We start from the raw sequence: 19109 nt of genomic DNA on the forward strand, positions 1-19109 counted from the left end.
CGTGACGCGCGCCGTCTGTCCCGGATCGTTCGACCCGCCCACCAACGGGCACCTCGACGTCATCGGCCGCACGGCGGCGTTGTTCGACGAGGTCGTCGTCGCCGTGCTCGTGAACAAGTCCAAGAAGGGCATGTTCACCGTGGACGAGCGCATGGCGATGCTCTCCGAGATCATCGCGCCGTACCCGAACGTCCGGGTCGACTCGTTCCACGGGCTGCTGGTCGACTACTGCCGCGCCCACGAGATCCAGGCGATCGTCAAGGGCCTGCGCGTGGTCACCGACTTCGAGTACGAGCTGCAGATGGCCCAGATGAACCAGCGGCTCTCCGGGGTCGACACGCTGTTCATGTCGACGAGCCCCGAGTACGGGTTCGTGTCGAGCTCGCTGGTGAAGGAGGTCGCCACGTACGGCGGCGACGTCGGCCACCTCCTGCCCGAGACGGTCCATCGGCAGCTGCAGGAGCGGATCGCGGAGCGGGGCTAGCCGGCCCCGGCCTCCTGCCGTCGCCGCCGCTGTCGGCCTCGCCCGCCGCAAGATCGCCGATTCGGTGCGCCGGCCGCGGGCCGGGCAGCTGTGGGTGCACCGGATCGCCGATCTTGAGGGCCCGGCGGCCTCATCGTCGGCGTGATCATCGGATCGGTGCGCGGCCGGTCATATATGGCCGTGGAGGCACCCATCTGGTGATCTTCGTGGTTGCAGCGGGCAGGCTGGTGCCCATGATCATCGGTTGGGTGCGTGGCTGGCCATATTTGGCCGTTCTTGCGCCGACGCCTTGATCATGGCCGCGAGACCGCCTTCGGTGGCGCCGCGCGCCCGAAGGGCAGGCCCATGGCCTGCCCGCTCTGCTTGCCCGGAGGGGTCGCAGAGGCTCACGGGTCAAGGGTCGCGAAGCGATCGCGCAGCGACGCCGTAGGCGCCCTTGAGGCGTGAGGGGCGGCCCCGCACGATGCGCGGCGCCACCGAAGGCCACAGCTAGCCCTGCATGGCAGCGGCGCCACCGAAGGCCACAGCTAGCCCTGCATGGCAGCGGCGCTACCGAAGGCCACAGCTAGCTTTGCACGGCATGCGGCGCCACCGAAGGCCCTGAGATTGATCTCCAGCCGCATCACTCGTTCGGAACTTGACACGCGCGGACCGCGCCGAATACAGGGCTGGGCCGATCGGCGGTGAGAGGATGCGCGCGTGTACCGGGTCTTCGAATCGCTCGACGCGCTGGTCACGGTCGTCGAAGAGGCTCGGGGTGTCCCGATGACCTCCAACTGCGTCGTGCCGCGTGGTGACGTGCTCGACCTGCTCGACGACGTACGCGAGGCGCTGCCTGGCGAGCTCGACGACGCCCAGGACGTCCTGGACCGTCGTGACGAGATCGTCGACGACGCAACGCAGGAGGCCGAGCAGACCCGCAGTTCGGCGCAGGAGGAGGCCGAGCGGCTGGTGTCGGACGCGCGGGCGGAGGCGGAGCGGCTGCTCGCCGAGGCACGGGCCGAGGCCGAGCAGACGGTGGCCCGCGCCCGCCACGAGGCCGAGCGTGCGGTGGCCGAGGGGCGTCGCCAGTTCACCGAGCTCACCGACCGGGCGAAGGTCGAGGCCGACCGGATCGCGCACGCCGGCCGCACCGCGCACGACCGGTACGTGGCAGACGGCCAGGCCGAGCAGGCGCGGCTCGTGTCGCAGGCCGAGGTCGTCCGGGCGGCGCACGTCGAGTCGGCCCGGATCGTCGACACCGCCGAGGTCGAGGCCGACCGGCTGCGCCAGGAGTGCGACGGCTACGTCGACGCGAAGCTCGCCGAGTTCGAGGACGCCCTCGGCAAGGCGCTGCGCACCATCAGCCGCGGCCGCAGCAACCTCTGGCGCGGCGCACCGCAGAACGGCGCAGCCGGTGTTGGGCTGAACGGGCGGTCCGGTACCGGCATGGATCTCATCGACTGAGTCGCTCGCACGTTTCTGATCGATCACCATCGGGGGACGCCGGCGACGCTGCGCGTTAGGCTCACCCCGTGGTACGCCGTCGGGTCGAGCCGGACCCTTCGATCTGGTGGGAGCGGTACGGTCATCGGCTGGAACCGCAAGCGCTGCGTCACATCGAGTGGGGACCCGACCAGCCAGGGGGTGCAGTGAGTTCGACAGGGTCCGCGTCTCCGCTCGGTCCTCAACAGGAGGATCCGGGCGGCAGCGCGGTGGCGCTCGACGCCGACGCGATTCTCAGGGCCCGGCCAGACGAGCCGTCGATGGGGTGGCGTCGCGCGTTGTTGCGGGCCACCGGCGGTGTGATCAACCCGGGGCCCAGCGCGGCGGAGGTGCGCTGGCGTGACCTGCTGCACCGCATCCGGCGGCCGCTGATCCAGTCCCACCGCATCGCCGTGAGCTCCATCAAGGGCGGGGTCGGCAAGACCACGATCTCCACCCTTCTCGGCCTCGTCATGGCCGAGAACCGCGGCGACCGCGTGATCGTGCTCGACGCCAACCCCGATGCCGGCACGCTTGCCGACCGGCTCACGGGCGAGTCCTCGGTCACGGTGCGGGAGTTGCTGCGCGACCTCGAGCGGATCCACTCCTGGACCGAGGTGTCGCGCTACACGAGCCTCGCGGGACGGCTGCAGGTGCTGGCGTCCGAGCAGGACCCGGCGTCCAGCGAGGCGTTCAGCCGCGAGGAGTACCAGCAGATCTGCGCGCTGCTGGACCGCTTCTTCAACATCATCATCACCGACTCGGGCACGGGGCTCGTGCACTCGGCGATGGAGGGCACGCTCAAGCTCGCCGACAGCCTCATCGTGGTGGGCGCGCCCACCGTCGACGGCGCGGGACGAGCGAGCAAGACGCTCGACTGGCTCCTGGCCCACGGCCACTCGGCGCTCGCCACGGAGGCGGTCGTCGTGCTGTCGTGCGACCGCACCAGCGCAGAGGTCGACCAGGACCGGATCCGCAAGCACTTCGCCGCCCGCAGCCGGGCGGTCGTCGAGATCCCGCACGACCCCCATCTGGCCACCGGCGGCCGTGTGGAGCTCGCCCACCTGCGCCCGGCCACCCGGGACGCGGCCTACGAGCTGGCCGCGCTGATGGCCGATCGCTTCGTCACGTGAGCGAGCTTGCGAGCGAACCAATAGATACAGCAGCGTCGCGCACGCGTCTGACGAGCGTCAGCGAGGAGGGCACGTGAGCGAGCTTGCGAGCGAACCAATAGATACAGCAGCGTCGCGCACGCGTCTGACGAGCGTCAGCGAGGAGGGCGCGTGAGCGAGACCAGCGAGGCGCTCGAGGGCAGATCAGGCGCGCTCACCGAGGACGCGATCGTCCGCTTCCGCGGTGAGCGCCCCGAAGGCGGCTGGCGTCGCCTGCTGTACCGCGTCACCGGCGGCCTCGTGAACCCGGGTCTCGGCGCGGCCGAACGGGCGCGCCGAGACCGGTTGCGACGCATTCGCCGCGCGGTGCCCGGCACGCACCAGATCGCCGTGAGCTCGATCAAGGGCGGGGTCGGCAAGACCACGGTGTCGGCGTGCCTCGGGCTCGTGCTCGCGGAGCACCGCGGCGACCGGGTGATCGCGCTGGACGCCAACCCGGACGCGGGCACGCTCGCCGACCGGCTCACGGGCGACACCTCGGTCACCGTGCGGCACATGCTGGAGAACCTCGAGTCGGCCTACTCGCTCGGCGACGTCGCCCGCTACACGAGCCTCGCGGGTCGGCTGCAGGTGCTGGCGTCCGAGCAGGACCCCGCGATGAGTGATGCGTTCGACCGGGCTGGGTACGAGCGCGTCTGCTCCGTGCTCAACCGCTTCTACAACGTCATCATCACCGACTCGGGCACCGGCCTCGTGCACTCCGCGATGGAGGGCACGCTCGCGCTGGCCGACAGCCTCGTCGTGGTGGGCGCACCGACCGTCGACGGCGCCAGCCGGGCCAGCAAGACGCTCGACTGGCTCGTTGCGCACGGCTACGAAACCCAGGTGGACCAAGCCGTTGTCGTGTTGTCCTGCGATCGCAAGAGCGCGGAGGTCGACCCCAAGCGCGTGCGCGGGCACTTCGAGTCCCGCTGCCGGGGTGTGGTGGAGATCCCGCACGACCCGCACCTCGCCTCCGGCAGCCGGATCGAGCTCGAGCGGCTGCGGCCGGCCACTCATGACGCCTTCCTCGCCCTTGGCGCACTGATCGCGGACGGTTTCGGCGGTCGTCCACCCGCACCGCTCCCAGGACGCTGACGGGCAAGGACCGTCCTGCCACTCGCGCGTCGCCCGAGATGACACGAGCCCCGCCGCACCAGGTGCAGCGGGGCTCGCGTGTCGCCGGGAAGGTCAGTCGTCGTCCCCGCCGCCGGAGCCGCCGTCGTCCGAACCGCCGTCGGAACCGCCGTCGTCGGAATCACCCTTGTCCGACCCACCGTCGGACTTGCCGCCGTCGTCGTCGCCGTCGTCGGACTTGCCGCCGTCGTCGTCGGACTTGCCGCCGTCGTCGTCGGACTTGCCGCCGTCGTCGTCGGATTTGTCGTTGTCGCCGCGGTCGTTGTCGCCGCGGTCGTTGTCGCCGCGGTCGCCCTTGTCGTCGTTATCGCCCCGGTCGTTGTCGCCGCGGTCGCCGTCGTCGTTGTCCCCGCGCTGTTCGCGGTCGTCGCGATCGCCGCGTTCCTTCTCGCGCTGGCGCTCGGCCTTGCCGCTCGGCTTCTTGCGGTCGTTGTCGTCGTCGGCGTGCTCGCCGTCGTCGTCGTCGTCGGCGTGCTCGTTGTCGTCGGCGTGCTCGTCGTCGTTGTCGTTGTCGCCGCGGTCGAACCAGGAGTTCGAGTTGTCGTCGTTGTCGTCGCCGCGGTCGTCGTCGTTGTTGTCGTCGCCGCGGTCGAACCAGGAGTTCGAGTTGTCGTCGTTGTCGTCGCCGCGGTCGTCGTCGTTGTTGTCGTCGCCGCGGTCGAACCAGGAGTTCGAGTTGTCGTCGTTGTCGTCGCCGCGGTCGTCGTCGTTGTTGTCGTCGCCGCGGTCGAACCAGGAGTTCGAGTTGTCGTCGTTGTCGCTGCCGCGGTCGTCGTCGTTGTTGTCGTCGCCGCGGTCGAACCAGGAGTTCGAGTTGTCGTCGTTGTCGCTGCCGCGGTCGTCGTCGTTGTCGTCGCCACCGCGGTCGAACCAGGAGTTGGAGCTGTCGTCGCGGTCGCCACCGCGATCGTCGTCGCGGTCGTTGTCGCGGCTGTTGCCCTCGTCGTTGTCGTCGTCACGCCCGGAGCCGCCGAGCAGGCCGCCGGCCACGCCGCTCACGACACCGCCGAGCCCACCGGTGCCGTTGTTGCCGTTGCTCTCGTCGTCGCCGCTGTTGTCGCCGCTGTTGTCGCCTTCGTCGGCGCGGGCCTCGCGCCTGTTCGCGCTCTCGTCCCGGTTGCTGGTATCGCTCTGGCCGAGCGCGCTGCCCAGCGCGCTGGCGACCGAATCGGCGGGGCCACCGGACCCGCCGTCTCCGTTCGAGCCCTCAGGGCCGTTCGAACCTTCGGAGCCGTTCGAACCCTCCGCGCCACCGTCGGTGTCGGAACCGGAGTTGTCGCCGCCGGAGGCGAGGATGTCGGGGGCGTTCGGACGCTCCGGGTCGGGCGGCGCGGTGGTGCCGACGTCGCCGCGCTCCTCGTCGTCGTCCTCGCGGCGCGAGGTGGCGGCGGGGTCGTGGTCGTCGTCGGCCTTGTGCTCCTGGTCGTCGTCCTTCTCGGCCGGGTCGGGGCGGCCCTCGGCGACCGCTTTGACCCGCTCGACGATCGGGGCCGTCTCGTCCTTCTCGGCCGGCAGCGGGGAGCTGAGGGCCTGGTCGACGCCATTGCGCAGGTCGGTGAGCGCCTGAGCGGCGTGGTCACGCTGCTGGCGCCGGATGTCGCGCTGGGACTCGAGCTGCCGCAGCGCCTGCTGGTAGTCCGGGGAGGCGGCGGTGGTGGTCGAATCGTTGAGGGTGCGCTCGACGGCATCGAGCTGGGCCTGCGCGGAGGTCAGCTCCGACGTGCGTTCCGGCAGCGCCTTGAACGCATCGAGCTGGGACATCAGGGTGGCGCGCTGCTGCTCCAGCAGCACCTTGCGGTCCTTGAGGGCCTGCACGGCCGCAGGCTCCTGCGCGCGGCGCTGCTCGGGGAGGGCGAGCCAGGTGGCCTCGGCCTGTGCGACGGCGTCGAGCTGGGTGCTGAGCGACGCGAGCACGACCTCCGCCTTGTCGACCCACACGTCGGCGTCCATCGACGGCTGGTTCGCGGCCTGGGGCGGCAGCGGGGTGGGGGTCGTCGGGATGATGTTCTCGGTGACGAAGTAGCTCGCGCCGCCGGCCACCAGGCTGGCGATGGCCACGCTCGCGATCGCGCGCCGCCGCATTTGGGAGGCGGCGTTCTTGCGATCGCCTGCCGTGCGGGCCGGCTTCTCCTTCTTGACGCGCTTCGAGGTGATCGTGCGGACCGTGCGTCCCGACGCGGCCTTCGGCAGCGTGGGTGGAGACACCGCCCACGCCGCCGCAGGGCTCCACTCACGGTCGGGAACCGGAGCCGGCTCGGGCTCCTCCTGACGGGTGACACCCAGCGGAGCGGGAAGCTCGGTGGTCGGCTGCTCGGACGGTTGGTCCTTCGGCGCCTGCACGATCGGTTGCGTGACGTCCGCCGCCGCCTGTTGCGGAGCGGCGCCGTCCAGCCGGGCGGCGTGGCGCATCTTGCGTGCCGCTGCCCTGTGGGCAGGCGAGCAGTACAAGCGCCGTGGACCGCCGTCGTCCGGCTGTTCGACGAGCTCATCGCATCCAGGCAGGGCACACACCTGTGGCCCGTCGGTCATGTCGTCCCCCCAAGGACAGCGCAGCGCTGCCGTGTGTCACGGCGAGCCTTCACCCGATCGTGGAGCAGCGTACTGCCAATCGGGTGTCCACACGATGGCGAGTCGACCTTGAACCGATGAAGTTGCTCTACGTGATCAATTCGCTTCGAATAGTCACATTCAGCCACGTCAGTCGTTCGATCGTTGTACGATCCTTCAAAACGCACATCCCGGTGCGCTCGAACCATCTGGAGGCGAGTTGACCGCCGACGCTCTGGCCGCCGACCGCGCGCTGCTGTCGCGGACGAGCACGGCCGAGCGGGTCGCCGCCATCCTGCGCACGCGCATCATCGAGGGCTACTTCCCGCCTGGCGCCCGGCTGGCCGAGGACGCCATCGGCAGCGCCCTCGGCGTCTCCCGCAACACGCTGCGCGAGGCGTTCCGGCTCCTCTCCCACGAGCGGCTGCTCACCCACGAGCTCAACCGCGGGATGTTCGTGCGGACTCTCACGGTCCCGGACGTCGTCGACCTGTACCGGGTGCGCAGGCTCGTCGAGTGCGGCGTGATCCGCACCATCACCGGCCCGCATCCAGGGCTCGCCGCCGTGGCCGCCGCCGTCGACGACGGGCAGGAGGCGCTGGGCAGCCGCGAATGGCAGGCACTCGGCACCGCCAACATCAAGTTCCACCAGGCGCTCGTGGCGCTGGCCGGCAGCCCGCGCGCCGACGAGCTGATGAGCGGCATCCTCGCCGAGCTGCGGCTCGTGTTCCACGTGATGGCCGACCCCAAGCGCTTCCACGAGCCCTACCTGGCGCGCAACCGGGAGATCCTGCTGCAGTTGCAGCGCGGTGACGGGCCCGGCGCGGCCGACGCACTCGACGTCTACCTGCGCGACGCCGAGAACCAGCTCGCGCAGGCCTTCGCCGAGCGGGAGACGTGATCGGGTCCGCGAACCGCTCGCGGGATGCCGGGGCAAGATAGGGACGTTCGCGGTCGGACCAGGGGGAACGGGTAGCGCATGCCGAAGCGATCGTTTGCACCGCCTGACTCGGGCACGGCCCGGCAGGAGCCGACGCCGCAGAGCCCACCGCCCGCCGACGTTCCGACGGAACAGGTGGCGGCCGCGGAGCCGGTGGAGCCGGAGCCTCCCCGCGAGGAGGCCGTGCAGGAGGCGCCACCGGTCGCCGAACCGGTTGTCCCCGCGCCGTTGCCGCCCCGGCCGGTCGTGGACGCACGGCCTCACACGGCGTCGGAGCTGACCGAGTACACGATCGTGCGCAGGCGGTCGGACAAGCCGGGTTCGGGATGGCGCCGCGCCGTGCACGTCGCGAGTGTCGGGCTGGTCAACCCCGGGATCGGGCCCGCCGAGCAGCGCAGGCAGGAGCTGGCGCTGCGCATCCGCTGCCCGCTGCCGGGGCCGCGGCAGATCGCGGTGGCGTCGATGAAGGGCGGCGTCGGCAAGACCACCGTCACGGCCATGCTGGGGCTGATGCTCGCCGAGCACCGAGGCGACCGGATCGTGGCCCTCGACGCCAACCCGGACGCGGGCACGCTCGCCGACCGGCTCACCGGCCGCACCGACTCGACCGTCCGCGACCTGCTCGACTCGCTCGGCAGCGTCGGCTCGCTGAGCGACATCGCCCGCTTCACCACGCTGTCGGGCCGCCTCCAGGTGCTCGCCTCCGAGCAGGACCCGGCCCGCGGCGAGGCGTTCGACCGGGCCGAGTACGAGCGGGTGTGCGCCGTGCTGTCCCGCTTCTACAACGTGGTCGTCACGGACTCCGGCACCGGCATGGTGCACTCGGCCATGGACGGCACGCTCGCGCTCGCGAACGGCCTCGTGATCGTCGGATCGCACACGGTGGACGGCGCGAGCCGGGCCAGCAAGACCCTGGACTGGCTGGTGGCGCACGGGCACCACGAGTTGGTCGAGCGGGCGGTCGTCGTGCTGTCCCAGGACCGCACGAGCCCGGAGATCGACGGGCAACGGCTCGTCGCCCACTTCCAGGCGCGCTCCCGGGCCGTCGTGCTGGTGCCGCGCGACCCGCACCTGGCCACCGGCAGCCGGATCGAGCTCGACAAGCTGCGTCCGACCACGTCGGACGCGTTCCTCGAGCTGGCCGCCCTCGTCGCGGACGACTTCGGCAACCCGCCGCCCGTCCGGCAGAATTAGCCGCACGCCGCGCGGATCCGGACCCGTGTGGCAGCGTCTGGAGGGCAACGGCACCATGCCCGCTGTGAAGATCTTGTGCACGCAGTCCCGAACCGCAGCGGTGCGGCTGCTCGTCGGCGTGGCGGCGGCCGCGCTGCTGACGGCGGGGTGTTCCTCGAGCGTCACGGGCGAGGCAACCCCCGCACCCGACGACCGGCCCAGCGCGAGCGCGTCGCCGTCGCCGTCGCGCTCGGCGGGCCGGCCCGCAGCAGGGACCTGCCAGATCAAGGTCTCGACGAATGGCTCCATCGTGAGCCGCGGCGCAGGCGGGCGGACGATCACGAGCAACGGCCGGACCTCCTTCTCCTGCGGACGGGGCGGGCCGTTGATCGCGATCGAGAAGATCGACTCGTCCGGGGTGACCTTCTCCGCGGACGGCGCGCCGGTCCTCGTGCCGCCGGGGGCGACCGAAACGGTCGGTGCGTACCGGGTCTCGGTGAGCACGGCGGACAGCTCGGGTGCCGAGTTCCAGGTCGAGCCCGCCTGATCACCGGCCGAGATCGCGCGCGGTAGCCTGCTCCCGTGCCGAGATCATCGGCGAGCGGCCGGGGCCGGGGGGGTGGACTGGTGAGCTCGCAGGACGCGGACCCGGGTCACGGGCTGGTTGATGGGATCCCCGAGTCGGGGGACCTCACCGCCGACACCATCGTCCGTCGCCGCGTCGACCGCCCGAACGGCGGCTGGCGCGGGGCGGTGTTCAGCGCCAGCCATGGACTGGTGAATCCCGGTGTCGGCCCCGAGGAGCACGCCTACCGGGAACAGGTGCGCCGCATCCGGCGCCCGCTCGGCAGCGCCCACCAGATCGCCATCACCTCGATCAACGGTGGTGTCGGGAAGACCACGGTCGCGGCGTGCGTCGGGCTGGTCCTCGCCGAGCACAGGGGCGACCGCGTGGTGGCGCTCGACGCCAGCCAGAACGCAGGCACCCTTGCCGACCGCCTCACCGGCGACACGTCGAAGACGGTGCGAAACATGCTTGGGGAGATCGACTCGCTCGGCTCCCTCGCCGACGTGTCGCGTTTCACGAGCCTGGCAGGCAGGCTGCAGGTTCTCGCCTCCGAGCAGGACCCCGCGATGAGCGAGGGGCTCGACCGGGCCGGGTACGAGCGTGTCTGCGACGTGCTGCGCCGCTTCTACAACGTCGTGATCACCGACTCCGGCAGTGGCCTCGTGCACTCCGCGGTCGGCGGCACGCTCGCGCTGGCGCACAGCCTCGTGATCGTCGGGTCCCCCACGGCGGACGGGGCGGGCCGGGTGAACAAGACGCTCGACTGGCTCCTCGCGCGCGGACCCGCCGAGCGGGTGGCCGACGCACTGCTCGTGCTCACGTGCGACCGCGCCAGCAAGCACATCGACACCGAGCGGGTACGCAGCCACTTCGAGGCGCGCTGCCGCGCCGTGGTCGAGGTGCCGTTCGACCCGCACCTCGCCACCGGTGCGCAGATCGACATGGACCGCGTCCGGCCTGCCACCCACGACGCGTTCCGCACGATCGCCGCCCACCTGGCCGACCGGTTCGACGCCACACCGGTGGGCGTGGGGGCGGAGATGGTGACGGCCGACCACATCTGACGGCCCCAGTGCTCCAGCGGTAGATCGGGTCTCGCCCGTTGTTGCGCCGACCCGCATGGTCGATTCGGGCCGGCCCGCATCGCTGCCGGGTCCGCAACGACGTGCTGCTCGTGGCGATCAATCGCGTGTGATCGGTCCGAGCGGCACGCCGCGACGACCGTGCCCATGATCCGAAGTATCGGTTGGTCATGGCTGTGGCGGCAGCCGTGTGCAACCGACACTTGTGATCTTCGCGTCCATGATCTGGAGTTTCGGGTGCTCATGGTCGTGGGGGCAGCCATGGACAACCGGTAGTTCGGATCTTGCCCGCCGCCGATCGGGCGCCTGGAGGTAGGGGCGCGATCGTGTCGGTCCATCGGGTCGGTCTGGTCGGTTGCCTGCCGGTGGGCGCGCTGTTCCCGGCCCGGGTCGCCCGGTACCCGCTTCGTGGTCCGGGCTTCGCGTGTGGTTCCGCCGGCTGCATCGACCCGGTCGCCTTGCGGGGGTGGCTGGGTTGGGTGCACTACCGTCCCCTGGGGTGGCGTGGGCGGCCGTCCCCGACGCGGGGGCACGGCTGTTTCGAGGAGACCGTTGCTGCGGGTGCCACGCGACTGGCTGTGGTCCCGACCCTCCACACCCAGCCCAGCTTCTGGATGATCACGGCCAGACCACCCCCAGGGTCAGGGCCCACGCGCAGATCCATGATCCGTAGGAACGGGGCACCAGCTGCAGGGGTGTCTCCCCGGTCAGAACACCAGCTCCAGGGGTGCAGGCCAGGTCCCGATTCCGCTGATCACACCCCAGATTCCAGGCGTGGCCGGTGGCGAGGACGGGACCACAGCCGGTCGCGCAGCACGCAACCGCGGCGGTCTCGTCGAGAACGGGCGTGCCCCCGCGTCGGGGACGGCCGCCCGAGCAACCACATGATTCGGTAGTGCACCCAACCCAGCCACCCCGGCAAGGCGACGCGGTTGAGGCGAACCGGCGGGAGCACTCCGGCAGCCGGGGGCTGGTGGGTGAGGCCGCAGGCTATCCGGGGCCGGGAACGGCGCGCCCACGAAAGCGTCCGGCACCGGGCCGGACCCCCGGGGGCCGCGTTCCGCACCCGCGACCCAAGGGGTGATCAGCGGCTCGGCGCGAAACCCGACGCCTCGCGTCGGGAAAGGCGCCAACTCGATGATCACAGGCTCGCCGGATCGCCCTACCCGGGAAGTGCGGAGCCCGGCGCGCTCGTTCTCGGCCGGCGCACCCGGTCGACGGGGTGCCTGACCTACGACGGGCTGCGTCGCCCGACACGGGATGCGCCGACAGCCCCGCCGTGCCGAGTGGCCGCCCGAGCCCGGCAACCAGAGGAATGATCACGAAGTTCGGCGGGACACTAGGTGTAGGCCGTGCGGAACCGGTCCCGGTAGTCGGACGGGGCGATGCCGACGATGCGGTGGAATGCCCGCCGGAGCGTCTCGCCGGTTCCGAACCCGTAGTGGCGCGCGATGCTCTCGACCGGGTCGTCACGCTCGGCGAGCGCGCGTTGTGCCGCTTCGATGCGGGCGCGCTCGACGTACACGGCGGGCGGCACGCCGATCTCCTTGGTGAACCGGCGTTGCAGGTGCCGTGGGGAGAGCCCGGCGATGGACGCCAGGTCGGCGATGCTGTGGCGGCTGCCGGGATTGGCGTGGATCGTGTCCACGACCTTGCGGAGCACGTCGCCGTCGGCCGGTTGGGCCGACCACAGCGGCACGCTGAACTGCGACTGGTTGCCCGGCCTGCGGAGGTACAGGACGAGCTCGCGCGCGACGTCGAGCGCCGCATCGCGCCCGAGGTCGGCCTCGACGAGCGCCAGCGCGAGGTCCATCCCCGCCGTCACGCCCGCGGTGGTCCAGAATCGGCCGTCGCGGATGAAGATCGGCTCGCAGTCGACCTCGATCGCGGGGTACTCGCGGGCCAACCTGCCCGCCTGCCTCCAGTGGGTGGTGACCCGGCGTCCGTCGAGCAGCCCGGCCTCGGCGAGCAGGAACGCCCCGCTGCACACCGAGGTCACGCGCGGGGCGCGAGCGGCCGCGGCGGAGATCCACGCGACGAGGTCACGGTTTCGCCTTGCGGACTGGACTCCGCTTCCTCCCACGACGACGAGGGTGCCGGTGGTGGCGGGGTCGGTCTCGGCGATCCCGCGCTCGGCGAGCACTGGTAGCCCCGTGTTCGATCGAACCTGGCCGGCCGCCTCAGCGACGACCAGTAGGTCGTAGCCCGCCTTGCCGAACACCTCGTACGGTCCGGCCAGGTCCAGCGTCTGGTAGCCGTCGAAGATCACGAACGTGACAGCACTCGGTGCCATTCCACGGAGCGTGCCGTGATGACGCGTAGTCGTCCACGACCTGCTCCCCACAGTTCGCGCCATGGCGCGATTCGTGTGCTGTGTGTCGTGGACGCGGCGGAGGCCGGTTCCCAGGGTTGACGGATGGCTGTCAAGCAGATCGGAATCGTGTTGTTCGACGGCGTGGAGGAGCTCGATGCCGTCGGACCGTGGGAGGTGCTGGCGTGGTGGACCCACAAGCACCCCGAGGACGGGTACGCGGTGACGACGCTCGCCCCGAACGGCGGCACCGTGACGTGCGCGGGCAGGCTCCGCATCGAGGCGGAGCACGCGTTCGCCGACGCTCCGGCGCTCGACGTGCTGCTGCACCCGGGGGGACGCGGCACCCGGCCGCTGTGCCGGGACGAGCCCTACCTGGACTGGATCTGTGAGCAGAGCAGGACCACGTCGTTGATGACCAGCGTCTGCACCGGATCGCTCGTTTACGCGGCCGCAGGACTCCTGCGCGGGCGGCCGGCCACGACGTACTGGGCGGCGGTCGGCGAGCTGAAGCGGCTGGACGACACGATCGACATCCGCGCCGACGACAGGTTCGTCGACGACGGCGACGTCGTCACCTCGTCCGGCGTCTCGGCCGGGATCGACATGTCGCTCCACCTCGTCGCGCGGCTGGCGGGCACCGAGCGGGCGCGGGAGACCCGCCGCGGCATCCAGTACGACCCCGAGCCGCCCGTCTAGGAGCGCGCTGAAAAGCTCTGGCCTACTGCGCGGCGCCCAGGCGGCGCCCTCGCCGCGTTGGACGATCGCGCCGATGCAACAGCGGTATCGGCGCGATCGTCCGCTTGCGAGGACACCACCTGGACGCCGCTCGCTACGGCCAGAGCTCTTCAGCACCCTCCTAGGCGCGATCCGTGGGGTGCGCGTCGTCGACGCCATCCCACGGTCGCACGAGCCTGGAGACGTGGACACCGGACTCTTCGCCCTACTCGCCCGCGGCCGCCGCGTGCGGCTCGCCGGTCTCGGTGCTCTCCTGGTCGTGAGCTCGGCGGCCCCGCTCGCCGGCCCGCAGCTGCTGCGCGCCTTCATCGACGAGGCCGTCGCGGGCCGGCCGCTGTCGCTGCTGGCGCTGATCGCCGCTTGCTACGTCGTGGTGTCGTTCGTCCAGCAGGGCCTCGGCGTCGCGGTGGCGCAGGTGAGCGGCCACCTGGCGTGGGGCGCCACGAACGACCTGCGGCACCGGGTCGCCCGGCACGTGCTCGGGCTGGACCTGTCGTTCCACGAACGGCGCTCGCCCGGCGAGCTGATCGAACGGGCGGACGGCGACATCACGGCGCTGGCGTCGTTCGTGTCGTCCTTCCTCGTGCAGGCGGTCGGCAGCGTCCTGACGCTGGTCGGCGTCCTGGTCGCCGTCCTCGTCGAGGACTGGCGGGTCGGGCTGGGCCTCGCCGGGTTCGCCGTGGTGGCCGGCGCGACGATCGGACGGCTGCGGCGATCGACCGTTCCGACGGCCACCGAACGCCGGGCCGCACTGGCGGCGCTCTTCGGCGAGATCGAGGAGCGCCTCGGCGGTGCGGAGGATCTGCGTGCGAACGGTGGTGGCGGGTTCGCGGTGCGGCGGTTCCAATCCGCGCTCGGCCACCTCGTCCGCGTCTCCCGGCGGGCCTCGCTCGCCTCCCGGACCAACTGGATCGTCACCCTCGCCGTCTTCGCGGCGGGCGGGGTGCTGAGCCTGGTGGCCGGAACCGCGCTCCTGCATGCAGGCGCGATCACGGTGGGCACCGTGTACCTCCTGTTCCGGTACACCGACATGACTCGCGAGCCGCTGGAACGGATCTTCGAACAGCTCCCGAAGGTCCAGGAGGCGATCGCCGGGTACAGCCGCGTCGGGCAGCTGCTCGCCGAACGGCCCGCGGTGCCCGACGACGGCCGGTCGACGCTGCCCGCGGGCCCGTTGGCCGTCGTGCTGGACGGCGTCGGCTTCGCCTACCGGAAGGGGCATCCGGTTGTCGACGGGCTCTCGCTGACCGTCGAGCCCGGCACCGTCCTCGGGGTCGTGGGGCGAACGGGGAGCGGGAAGACGACCCTGTCGAGGCTGCTGCTGCGGCTGCTCGACCCCGACGAGGGCACGCTGCGCATCGCCGGAACCGACCTGCGTGACGTGCGTATCGAGGAACTGTGCAGCCGGGTCGCCCTCGTCACGCAGGACGTTCAGCTCTTCGGGGCCTCGCTGCGGGACAACCTCACCGTGTTCGGAGCGCACGACGGCGGCGACGCCGAGATGGTCGACCTCCTCGACGGGCTCGGGCTCGGCCACTGGTACCGGGCCCTGCCGTCGGGCCTCGACACCTTTCTCGGGCCCGGCGGGGCCGGGGTCTCGGCGGGGGAGGCGCAGCTGATCGCGTTCGCGCGCGTGTTCCTGCGCGACCCGGGACTGGTGGTCCTCGACGAAGCCACGTCGCGGCTGGATCCGGCGAGCGAGGCGCGCATCGAGCGGGCCGTCGACCGGCTGCTCGTCGGGCGGACCGCGATCCTGATCGCCCACCGGCTCGGGACCCTCGACCGCGCCGACCGGATCCTGGTCCTGGAACGGGGCCGGGTCGTCGAGCACGGCGCGCGACGTGAGCTGGTCGACGATCCGGCATCCCGCTTCGCGGGGCTGCTCGCGATGACCTCGGGGAGCGGGTTGCGATGACCTCGACGTGGCGCCTTGCCGGTCACCTCGCCCGGTACCGCCCGTGGACCTTCCTGCTGTCGTTCGCGTTCTTCGCGGCGGCGAGCTCGTCGATGTTGCTGATCGGGTGGCTCCTGCAGCAGATCTTCGACGCGTTGACGGGCGGCCGGCCGGCCGGCGCCGGCGTCCACGGGCTCATCGCGGTGCTGGCCGCGGTGGAGCTCGCCCGCATCGCCGCCCACTGGGGCGGTGTGGTGCGGGTCTGCTACCTCGAACAACTGCGCGGGTTGCTGCGCCTCAACATGCTGCGGGCCCAGATGGCGAGCGGCGGTTCCCGTCCCGGGACCCTGCCCGCATCGTCCGGCGAGGCCATCAGCCGCTTCCGGGACGACGTCGACGACTTCGTCGGGTTCCTCGACATCGCGCTCTTCGTCGCGGGCGAGCTGCTGTTCGCCGCCGGGGCGGTCGCGGTGATGGTGACGATCGACCCCCTGATCGCGATCTCCGTCGTGCTGCCACTGGAAACGGTCGTGTTCTCCACCCGGATGGCGAGCCGGCAGATCCGCAGGCGCCGCACAGCCCACCGGCGCGCGACGGCGGCGGCGACGGGCCTGCTCGGTGAGATGTTCGGCGCCGTGCTCGCGGTCAAAACCGCGCACGCGGGCGACCGGATCGTGAACCGTCTCGTCGAGCACAACGAACGCCGCCGCCGTACCGGTCTGCGCGACCAGCTCGTCACGCAGCTGCTCGACACGTTCAGCCGCGTGACGGTCCACCTGAGCACCGGGCTGGTCCTGCTGCTGGCGATCCCCGCGATGCGCTCGGGCGGGTTCACCGTCGGCGACCTCGCGCTGTTCGCGAGCTACGTCGGGACGCTCGTGGCGATGCCGCGCTACACCGGCAAGCTGCTCGCGGGCCACCGGCAGGCGGGGGTCGCCGTCGAACGCATGGCCGCGCTCCTGCCGGCGACCTCGGCGGCCCCGCTGGTCACCCACCGGCCGCTGTTCGACGGTGAGCCGCCCGCCCCGACGCCCCTTCGGGCCGGCGGAGCGCTCCAGACCCTGGAGGTGCGGGGCCTGACCGCCGTGCACCCGGGCTCGGAGCGCGGGGTACGTGGGGTCGACATGACGCTGGTCCGGGGAGGTTTCACCGTCATCACTGGCCCGGCCGGTGCCGGCAAGACGACGTTGCTGCGTGCGCTGCTCGGGCTCATGCCCGTCCGAGGTGGTGTGGTCCGGTGGAACGGGGAGCCGGTCGAGGACCTGGCCGGTTTCCTCGTGCCGCCGCGGTGCGCCTACGTGCCGCAGGTGCCGCGGCTGTTCAGCGAGTCCCTGCGGGACAACCTGCTGCTCGGCATCGACGACGCCGACCTGGCGACGGCCGTGCACGACGCGGTGCTGGACGATGACGTCGCCGCCATGCCGGACGGGCCGGCCACCGAGCTGGGCCGCCGCGGCGTGCGGCTGTCCGGCGGGCAGGTGCAGCGGGCCGCGATCGCGCGGGCACTGGTGCGCCGGCCGGAGCTGCTTGTCCTCGACGACGTCTCCAGCGCGCTGGACGTGCACACCGAACGGCAGCTGTGGGACAGGCTGCTCGCGGGCCGCGACCGCACGTTGCTCGTCGTCTCGAACCGGCCGGCGACGATCGGCCGGGCCGACCAGGTCATCCACCTCGCAGGTCGAGTAGCGCCGGCCCTCTCCTCCGGTGGTCGAGTAGCGCCGGCCCGCCAGGGCCGGCGCGTATCGAGACCACATGCCGGTCTCGGTGTTGGTGGTCTCGATACGGGCCGGCGCTGGGGCGCCGTCCCTACTCGACCACCGGGCATCTCGGCGTGATCAGCGGTTCAGGTAGGCGAGCACGGCGAGGACCCTGCGGTGGCCGCCGTCGGACGGCGCCAGGTCGAGCTTGGTGAAGATGTTGCCGATGTGCTTGTGCACGGCGTTCTCGGTGACCACCAGCCGCCGGGCGATCGTGGTGTTGTCGTGCCCCTCCGCCATGAGGGCGAGCACCTCGCGCTCGCGCGGGCTGAGGCGTCCGATCGGCTCCCGACGGGGCCCGGCGAGGAGCTGGGCGACCACCTCCGGGTCGAGCGCGGTGCCACCCCCTGCCACGCGGCGCAGGGCGTCGGTGAACTCGCCCACCCGGCTGACGCGGTCCTTGAGCAGGTAGCCAAGGCCACCGCCCGGATCCGCCAGCAGCTCCCGCGCGTACTCCCGCTCCACGTACTGCGACAGCACCAGCACCGGGAGGCCGGGATGTCTGCTGCGTGCGGCCAGTGCGGCGTGGATGCCCTCGTCGCGGAAGGACGGCGGCAACCGGACGTCCACGATGTTGACGTCGGGCCGGTGGGTGTCGACGGCATCGAGGAAGGCGGCGCCGTCCCCGGTAACGGCGGCGACCTCGAACCCCTTGCTGGCCAGCAGCAGCTCCAGTCCGCCTGCCAGCAGGACGTTGTCCTCGGCGATCACGACCCGCACGGCAGCTCCACCGTCACGACCGTCGGCCCGCCCGCCGGGCTGCTGATCCGCGCGCTGCCGTCCAGCGCGGCTGCACGGTGGCGGATCCCGGTGATCCCGGTGCCGCGGGTCTCGTCGGCGCCGCCTGCCCCGTCGTCGGTGACCTCCACGGTCAGCATCCCGCCGGTGCGGATCATGCGGACGGTGGCGCTGGTGGCGTGGGCGTGCCTGGCGGCGTTGGTGAGCGCCTCTGCGGCCACGAAGTAGGCGGCCGCCTCGACCGCGGCGGGGACCTCGCCCAGATCCCCGATCTCGACGGCGGTCGGCACTCCGGCGCCGGTGGCCAGTGCGGTCACGGCACCGGCGAGCCCGCGGTCGGCCAGTATCGGCGGGTACATCGTGCGGATCACGCCACGGAGCTCGGTCATGGCGTCCTCGGCCCCTTCGTGGGCCTCCTTCAGGAGCCGGGCGACGAGTTCCGGATCGTCGGTGAGGGACTCGCGGGCCACGCCGAGGCGCAGCGCGATGGCGACGAGCCGGGCCTGCGTGCCGTCGTGCAGGTCGCGCTCGATACGGCGCAGCTCGGCGCCGTGCGCGTCCAGCACGCCGGCGCGGGTCGTGGTCAGCACCTCGACCCGCTTGGCGAGCGCCGACGGGGAGAGCACCGCGAGGCACAGCCGGGCGTGCGCGCGGGCCAGCGGCGGAACCAACCAGCCGGTGAGACCCCCGAAGACGAGGACCTGCGCCGGCCCCAGTACCAGGGCGGCGCCCCAGCTCGTGACCGGGATCTCCAGCAGCAGCCGCAGCGGGTCGCCGTCCGGGAACAGCCACCACAGGGGCGTCGCGAACGCGCCGACCAGTACGTTCCCCACGCCGAAGACAGCGGCGCCGCCGACCGCGCCGCCGGCCGCGACGTGCACCGGCAGCCATGCGAGATCGCGCGGCAGGCCGGGACACGGGCCGATGGAGGTGCTGAGCAGCCTGCCCGCCCGCTCCTGGTGCCAGCCCGCCCAGCCGCGCGCAAGCACGGGGATGGCCAGTAGCGGCAGCGCGACCAGTGTCACCAGCGCCGATCCGAGGCCGGCCAGCAGATAGCCGGTGCCGCGCCACAGGTCGCTCCACCGTCTCGCCACAACCCCGCAGTCTGGAGCAGCGGGAGCGGCC

At 71.9% G+C, this 19109-nt stretch carries 15 protein-coding genes; 11 read left to right on the forward strand and 4 right to left on the reverse strand.

Annotated elements, in window-relative coordinates; genetic code table 11:
• The first annotated feature begins 1 nt into the window (after nt 1).
• The 4 genes from coaD to K1T35_RS09185 all read left to right on the forward strand — a co-directional run bounded on the left by coaD (nt 2) and on the right by K1T35_RS09185 (nt 4197).
• Nucleotides 2-484, forward strand: coding sequence for a pantetheine-phosphate adenylyltransferase (gene coaD, locus K1T35_RS09170; protein WP_220259734.1), 483 nt, complete (start codon nt 2-4; stop codon nt 482-484).
• Nucleotides 485-1183: 699 nt separating this feature from the next.
• Nucleotides 1184-1930, forward strand: a complete 747-nt coding sequence (locus tag K1T35_RS09175; RefSeq protein WP_220259735.1) for a DivIVA domain-containing protein — start codon at nt 1184-1186, stop codon at nt 1928-1930.
• Nucleotides 1931-2229: 299 nt separating this feature from the next.
• Complete coding sequence (locus tag K1T35_RS09180) at nt 2230-3081, forward strand: MinD/ParA family protein (protein ID WP_220259736.1); 852 nt, start codon at nt 2230-2232, stop codon at nt 3079-3081.
• A 150-nt stretch (nt 3082-3231) separates the two neighbouring features.
• Nucleotides 3232-4197, forward strand: coding sequence for a MinD/ParA family protein (locus tag K1T35_RS09185; RefSeq protein WP_220259737.1), 966 nt, complete (start codon nt 3232-3234; stop codon nt 4195-4197).
• 93 nt (nt 4198-4290) lie between these two features.
• Here the strand turns inward: K1T35_RS09185 and K1T35_RS09190 are convergent, their stop codons facing one another.
• The gene (locus tag K1T35_RS09190) at nt 4291-6765 is read right to left on the reverse strand and encodes a hypothetical protein (RefSeq protein WP_220259738.1); all 2475 of its coding nucleotides are present in this window, start codon (nt 6763-6765) and stop codon (nt 4291-4293) included.
• 238 nt (nt 6766-7003) lie between these two features.
• Between K1T35_RS09190 and K1T35_RS09195 the strand changes: the two genes are divergently transcribed.
• The 4 genes from K1T35_RS09195 (at nt 7004) to K1T35_RS09210 (ending at nt 10528) form a co-directional block, all read left to right on the forward strand.
• Entirely contained in the window at nt 7004-7684 is a 681-nt protein-coding gene (locus K1T35_RS09195; RefSeq protein WP_255621724.1) for a GntR family transcriptional regulator, read from the forward strand.
• 78 nt (nt 7685-7762) lie between these two features.
• Nucleotides 7763-8917 (forward strand): MinD/ParA family protein, encoded by a 1155-nt coding sequence (locus tag K1T35_RS09200; RefSeq protein ID WP_255621725.1) that lies wholly within the window; start codon nt 7763-7765, stop codon nt 8915-8917.
• A gap of 64 nt (nt 8918-8981) precedes the next feature.
• A complete protein-coding gene (locus K1T35_RS09205; protein ID WP_220263328.1) occupies nt 8982-9443 on the forward strand; it encodes a hypothetical protein in 462 nt (153 codons plus the stop codon).
• Between the two features lie 80 nt (nt 9444-9523).
• Nucleotides 9524-10528: a MinD/ParA family protein gene (locus tag K1T35_RS09210; protein ID WP_220259739.1), complete on the forward strand. Its 1005-nt coding sequence runs from the start codon at nt 9524-9526 to the stop codon at nt 10526-10528.
• A gap of 1357 nt (nt 10529-11885) precedes the next feature.
• Here the strand turns inward: K1T35_RS09210 and K1T35_RS09215 are convergent.
• Nucleotides 11886-12839 carry a GlxA family transcriptional regulator gene (locus tag K1T35_RS09215; RefSeq protein ID WP_220259740.1) on the reverse strand — a complete coding sequence of 318 codons (954 nt, stop codon included), beginning with the start codon at nt 12837-12839 and terminating at the stop codon, nt 11886-11888.
• Nucleotides 12840-12962: 123 nt separating this feature from the next.
• On the opposite strand from K1T35_RS09215, the gene K1T35_RS09220 reads away from it, so the two are divergent.
• The 3 genes from K1T35_RS09220 to K1T35_RS09230 all read left to right on the forward strand — a co-directional run bounded on the left by K1T35_RS09220 (nt 12963) and on the right by K1T35_RS09230 (nt 17324).
• Nucleotides 12963-13556 (forward strand): DJ-1/PfpI family protein, encoded by a 594-nt coding sequence (locus tag K1T35_RS09220; protein WP_220259741.1) that lies wholly within the window; start codon nt 12963-12965, stop codon nt 13554-13556.
• A 223-nt stretch (nt 13557-13779) separates the two neighbouring features.
• Nucleotides 13780-15510, forward strand: coding sequence for an ABC transporter ATP-binding protein (locus K1T35_RS09225; RefSeq protein ID WP_220259742.1), 1731 nt, complete (start codon nt 13780-13782; stop codon nt 15508-15510).
• Entirely contained in the window at nt 15507-17324 is a 1818-nt protein-coding gene (locus tag K1T35_RS09230) for an ABC transporter ATP-binding protein (protein WP_220259743.1), read from the forward strand. The genes K1T35_RS09225 and K1T35_RS09230 overlap by 4 nt, the downstream gene beginning before the upstream one ends.
• Here the strand turns inward: K1T35_RS09230 and K1T35_RS09235 are convergent, their stop codons facing one another.
• Nucleotides 17325-17966: a response regulator transcription factor gene (locus tag K1T35_RS09235; RefSeq protein ID WP_220259744.1), complete on the reverse strand. Its 642-nt coding sequence runs from the start codon at nt 17964-17966 to the stop codon at nt 17325-17327.
• The gene (locus K1T35_RS09240) at nt 17954-19078 is read right to left on the reverse strand and encodes a sensor histidine kinase (RefSeq protein WP_220259745.1); all 1125 of its coding nucleotides are present in this window, start codon (nt 19076-19078) and stop codon (nt 17954-17956) included. Before K1T35_RS09240 ends, K1T35_RS09235 begins: the two co-directional genes overlap by 13 nt.
• Nucleotides 19079-19109: the final 31 nt, after the last annotated feature.

The sequence above is a fragment of the Pseudonocardia sp. DSM 110487 genome (genome assembly GCF_019468565.1).
GTDB lineage: Bacteria > Actinomycetota > Actinomycetes > Mycobacteriales > Pseudonocardiaceae > Pseudonocardia.

Excerpts from the sequence above, each read along its gene's own strand:
- K1T35_RS09180 (WP_220259736.1), top strand. The coding sequence starts at position 2,230 with ATGGGGTGGCGTCGCGCGTTGTTGCGGGCCACCGGCGGTGTGATCAAC.
- K1T35_RS09190 (WP_220259738.1), bottom strand. The coding sequence starts at position 6,765 with ATGACCGACGGGCCACAGGTGTGTGCCCTGCCTGGATGCGATGAGCTC.
- K1T35_RS09200 (WP_255621725.1), top strand. The coding sequence starts at position 7,763 with ATGCCGAAGCGATCGTTTGCACCGCCTGACTCGGGCACGGCCCGGCAG.
- K1T35_RS09215 (WP_220259740.1), bottom strand. The coding sequence starts at position 12,839 with ATGGCACCGAGTGCTGTCACGTTCGTGATCTTCGACGGCTACCAGACG.
- K1T35_RS09220 (WP_220259741.1), top strand. The coding sequence starts at position 12,963 with ATGGCTGTCAAGCAGATCGGAATCGTGTTGTTCGACGGCGTGGAGGAG.
- K1T35_RS09230 (WP_220259743.1), top strand. The coding sequence starts at position 15,507 with ATGACCTCGACGTGGCGCCTTGCCGGTCACCTCGCCCGGTACCGCCCG.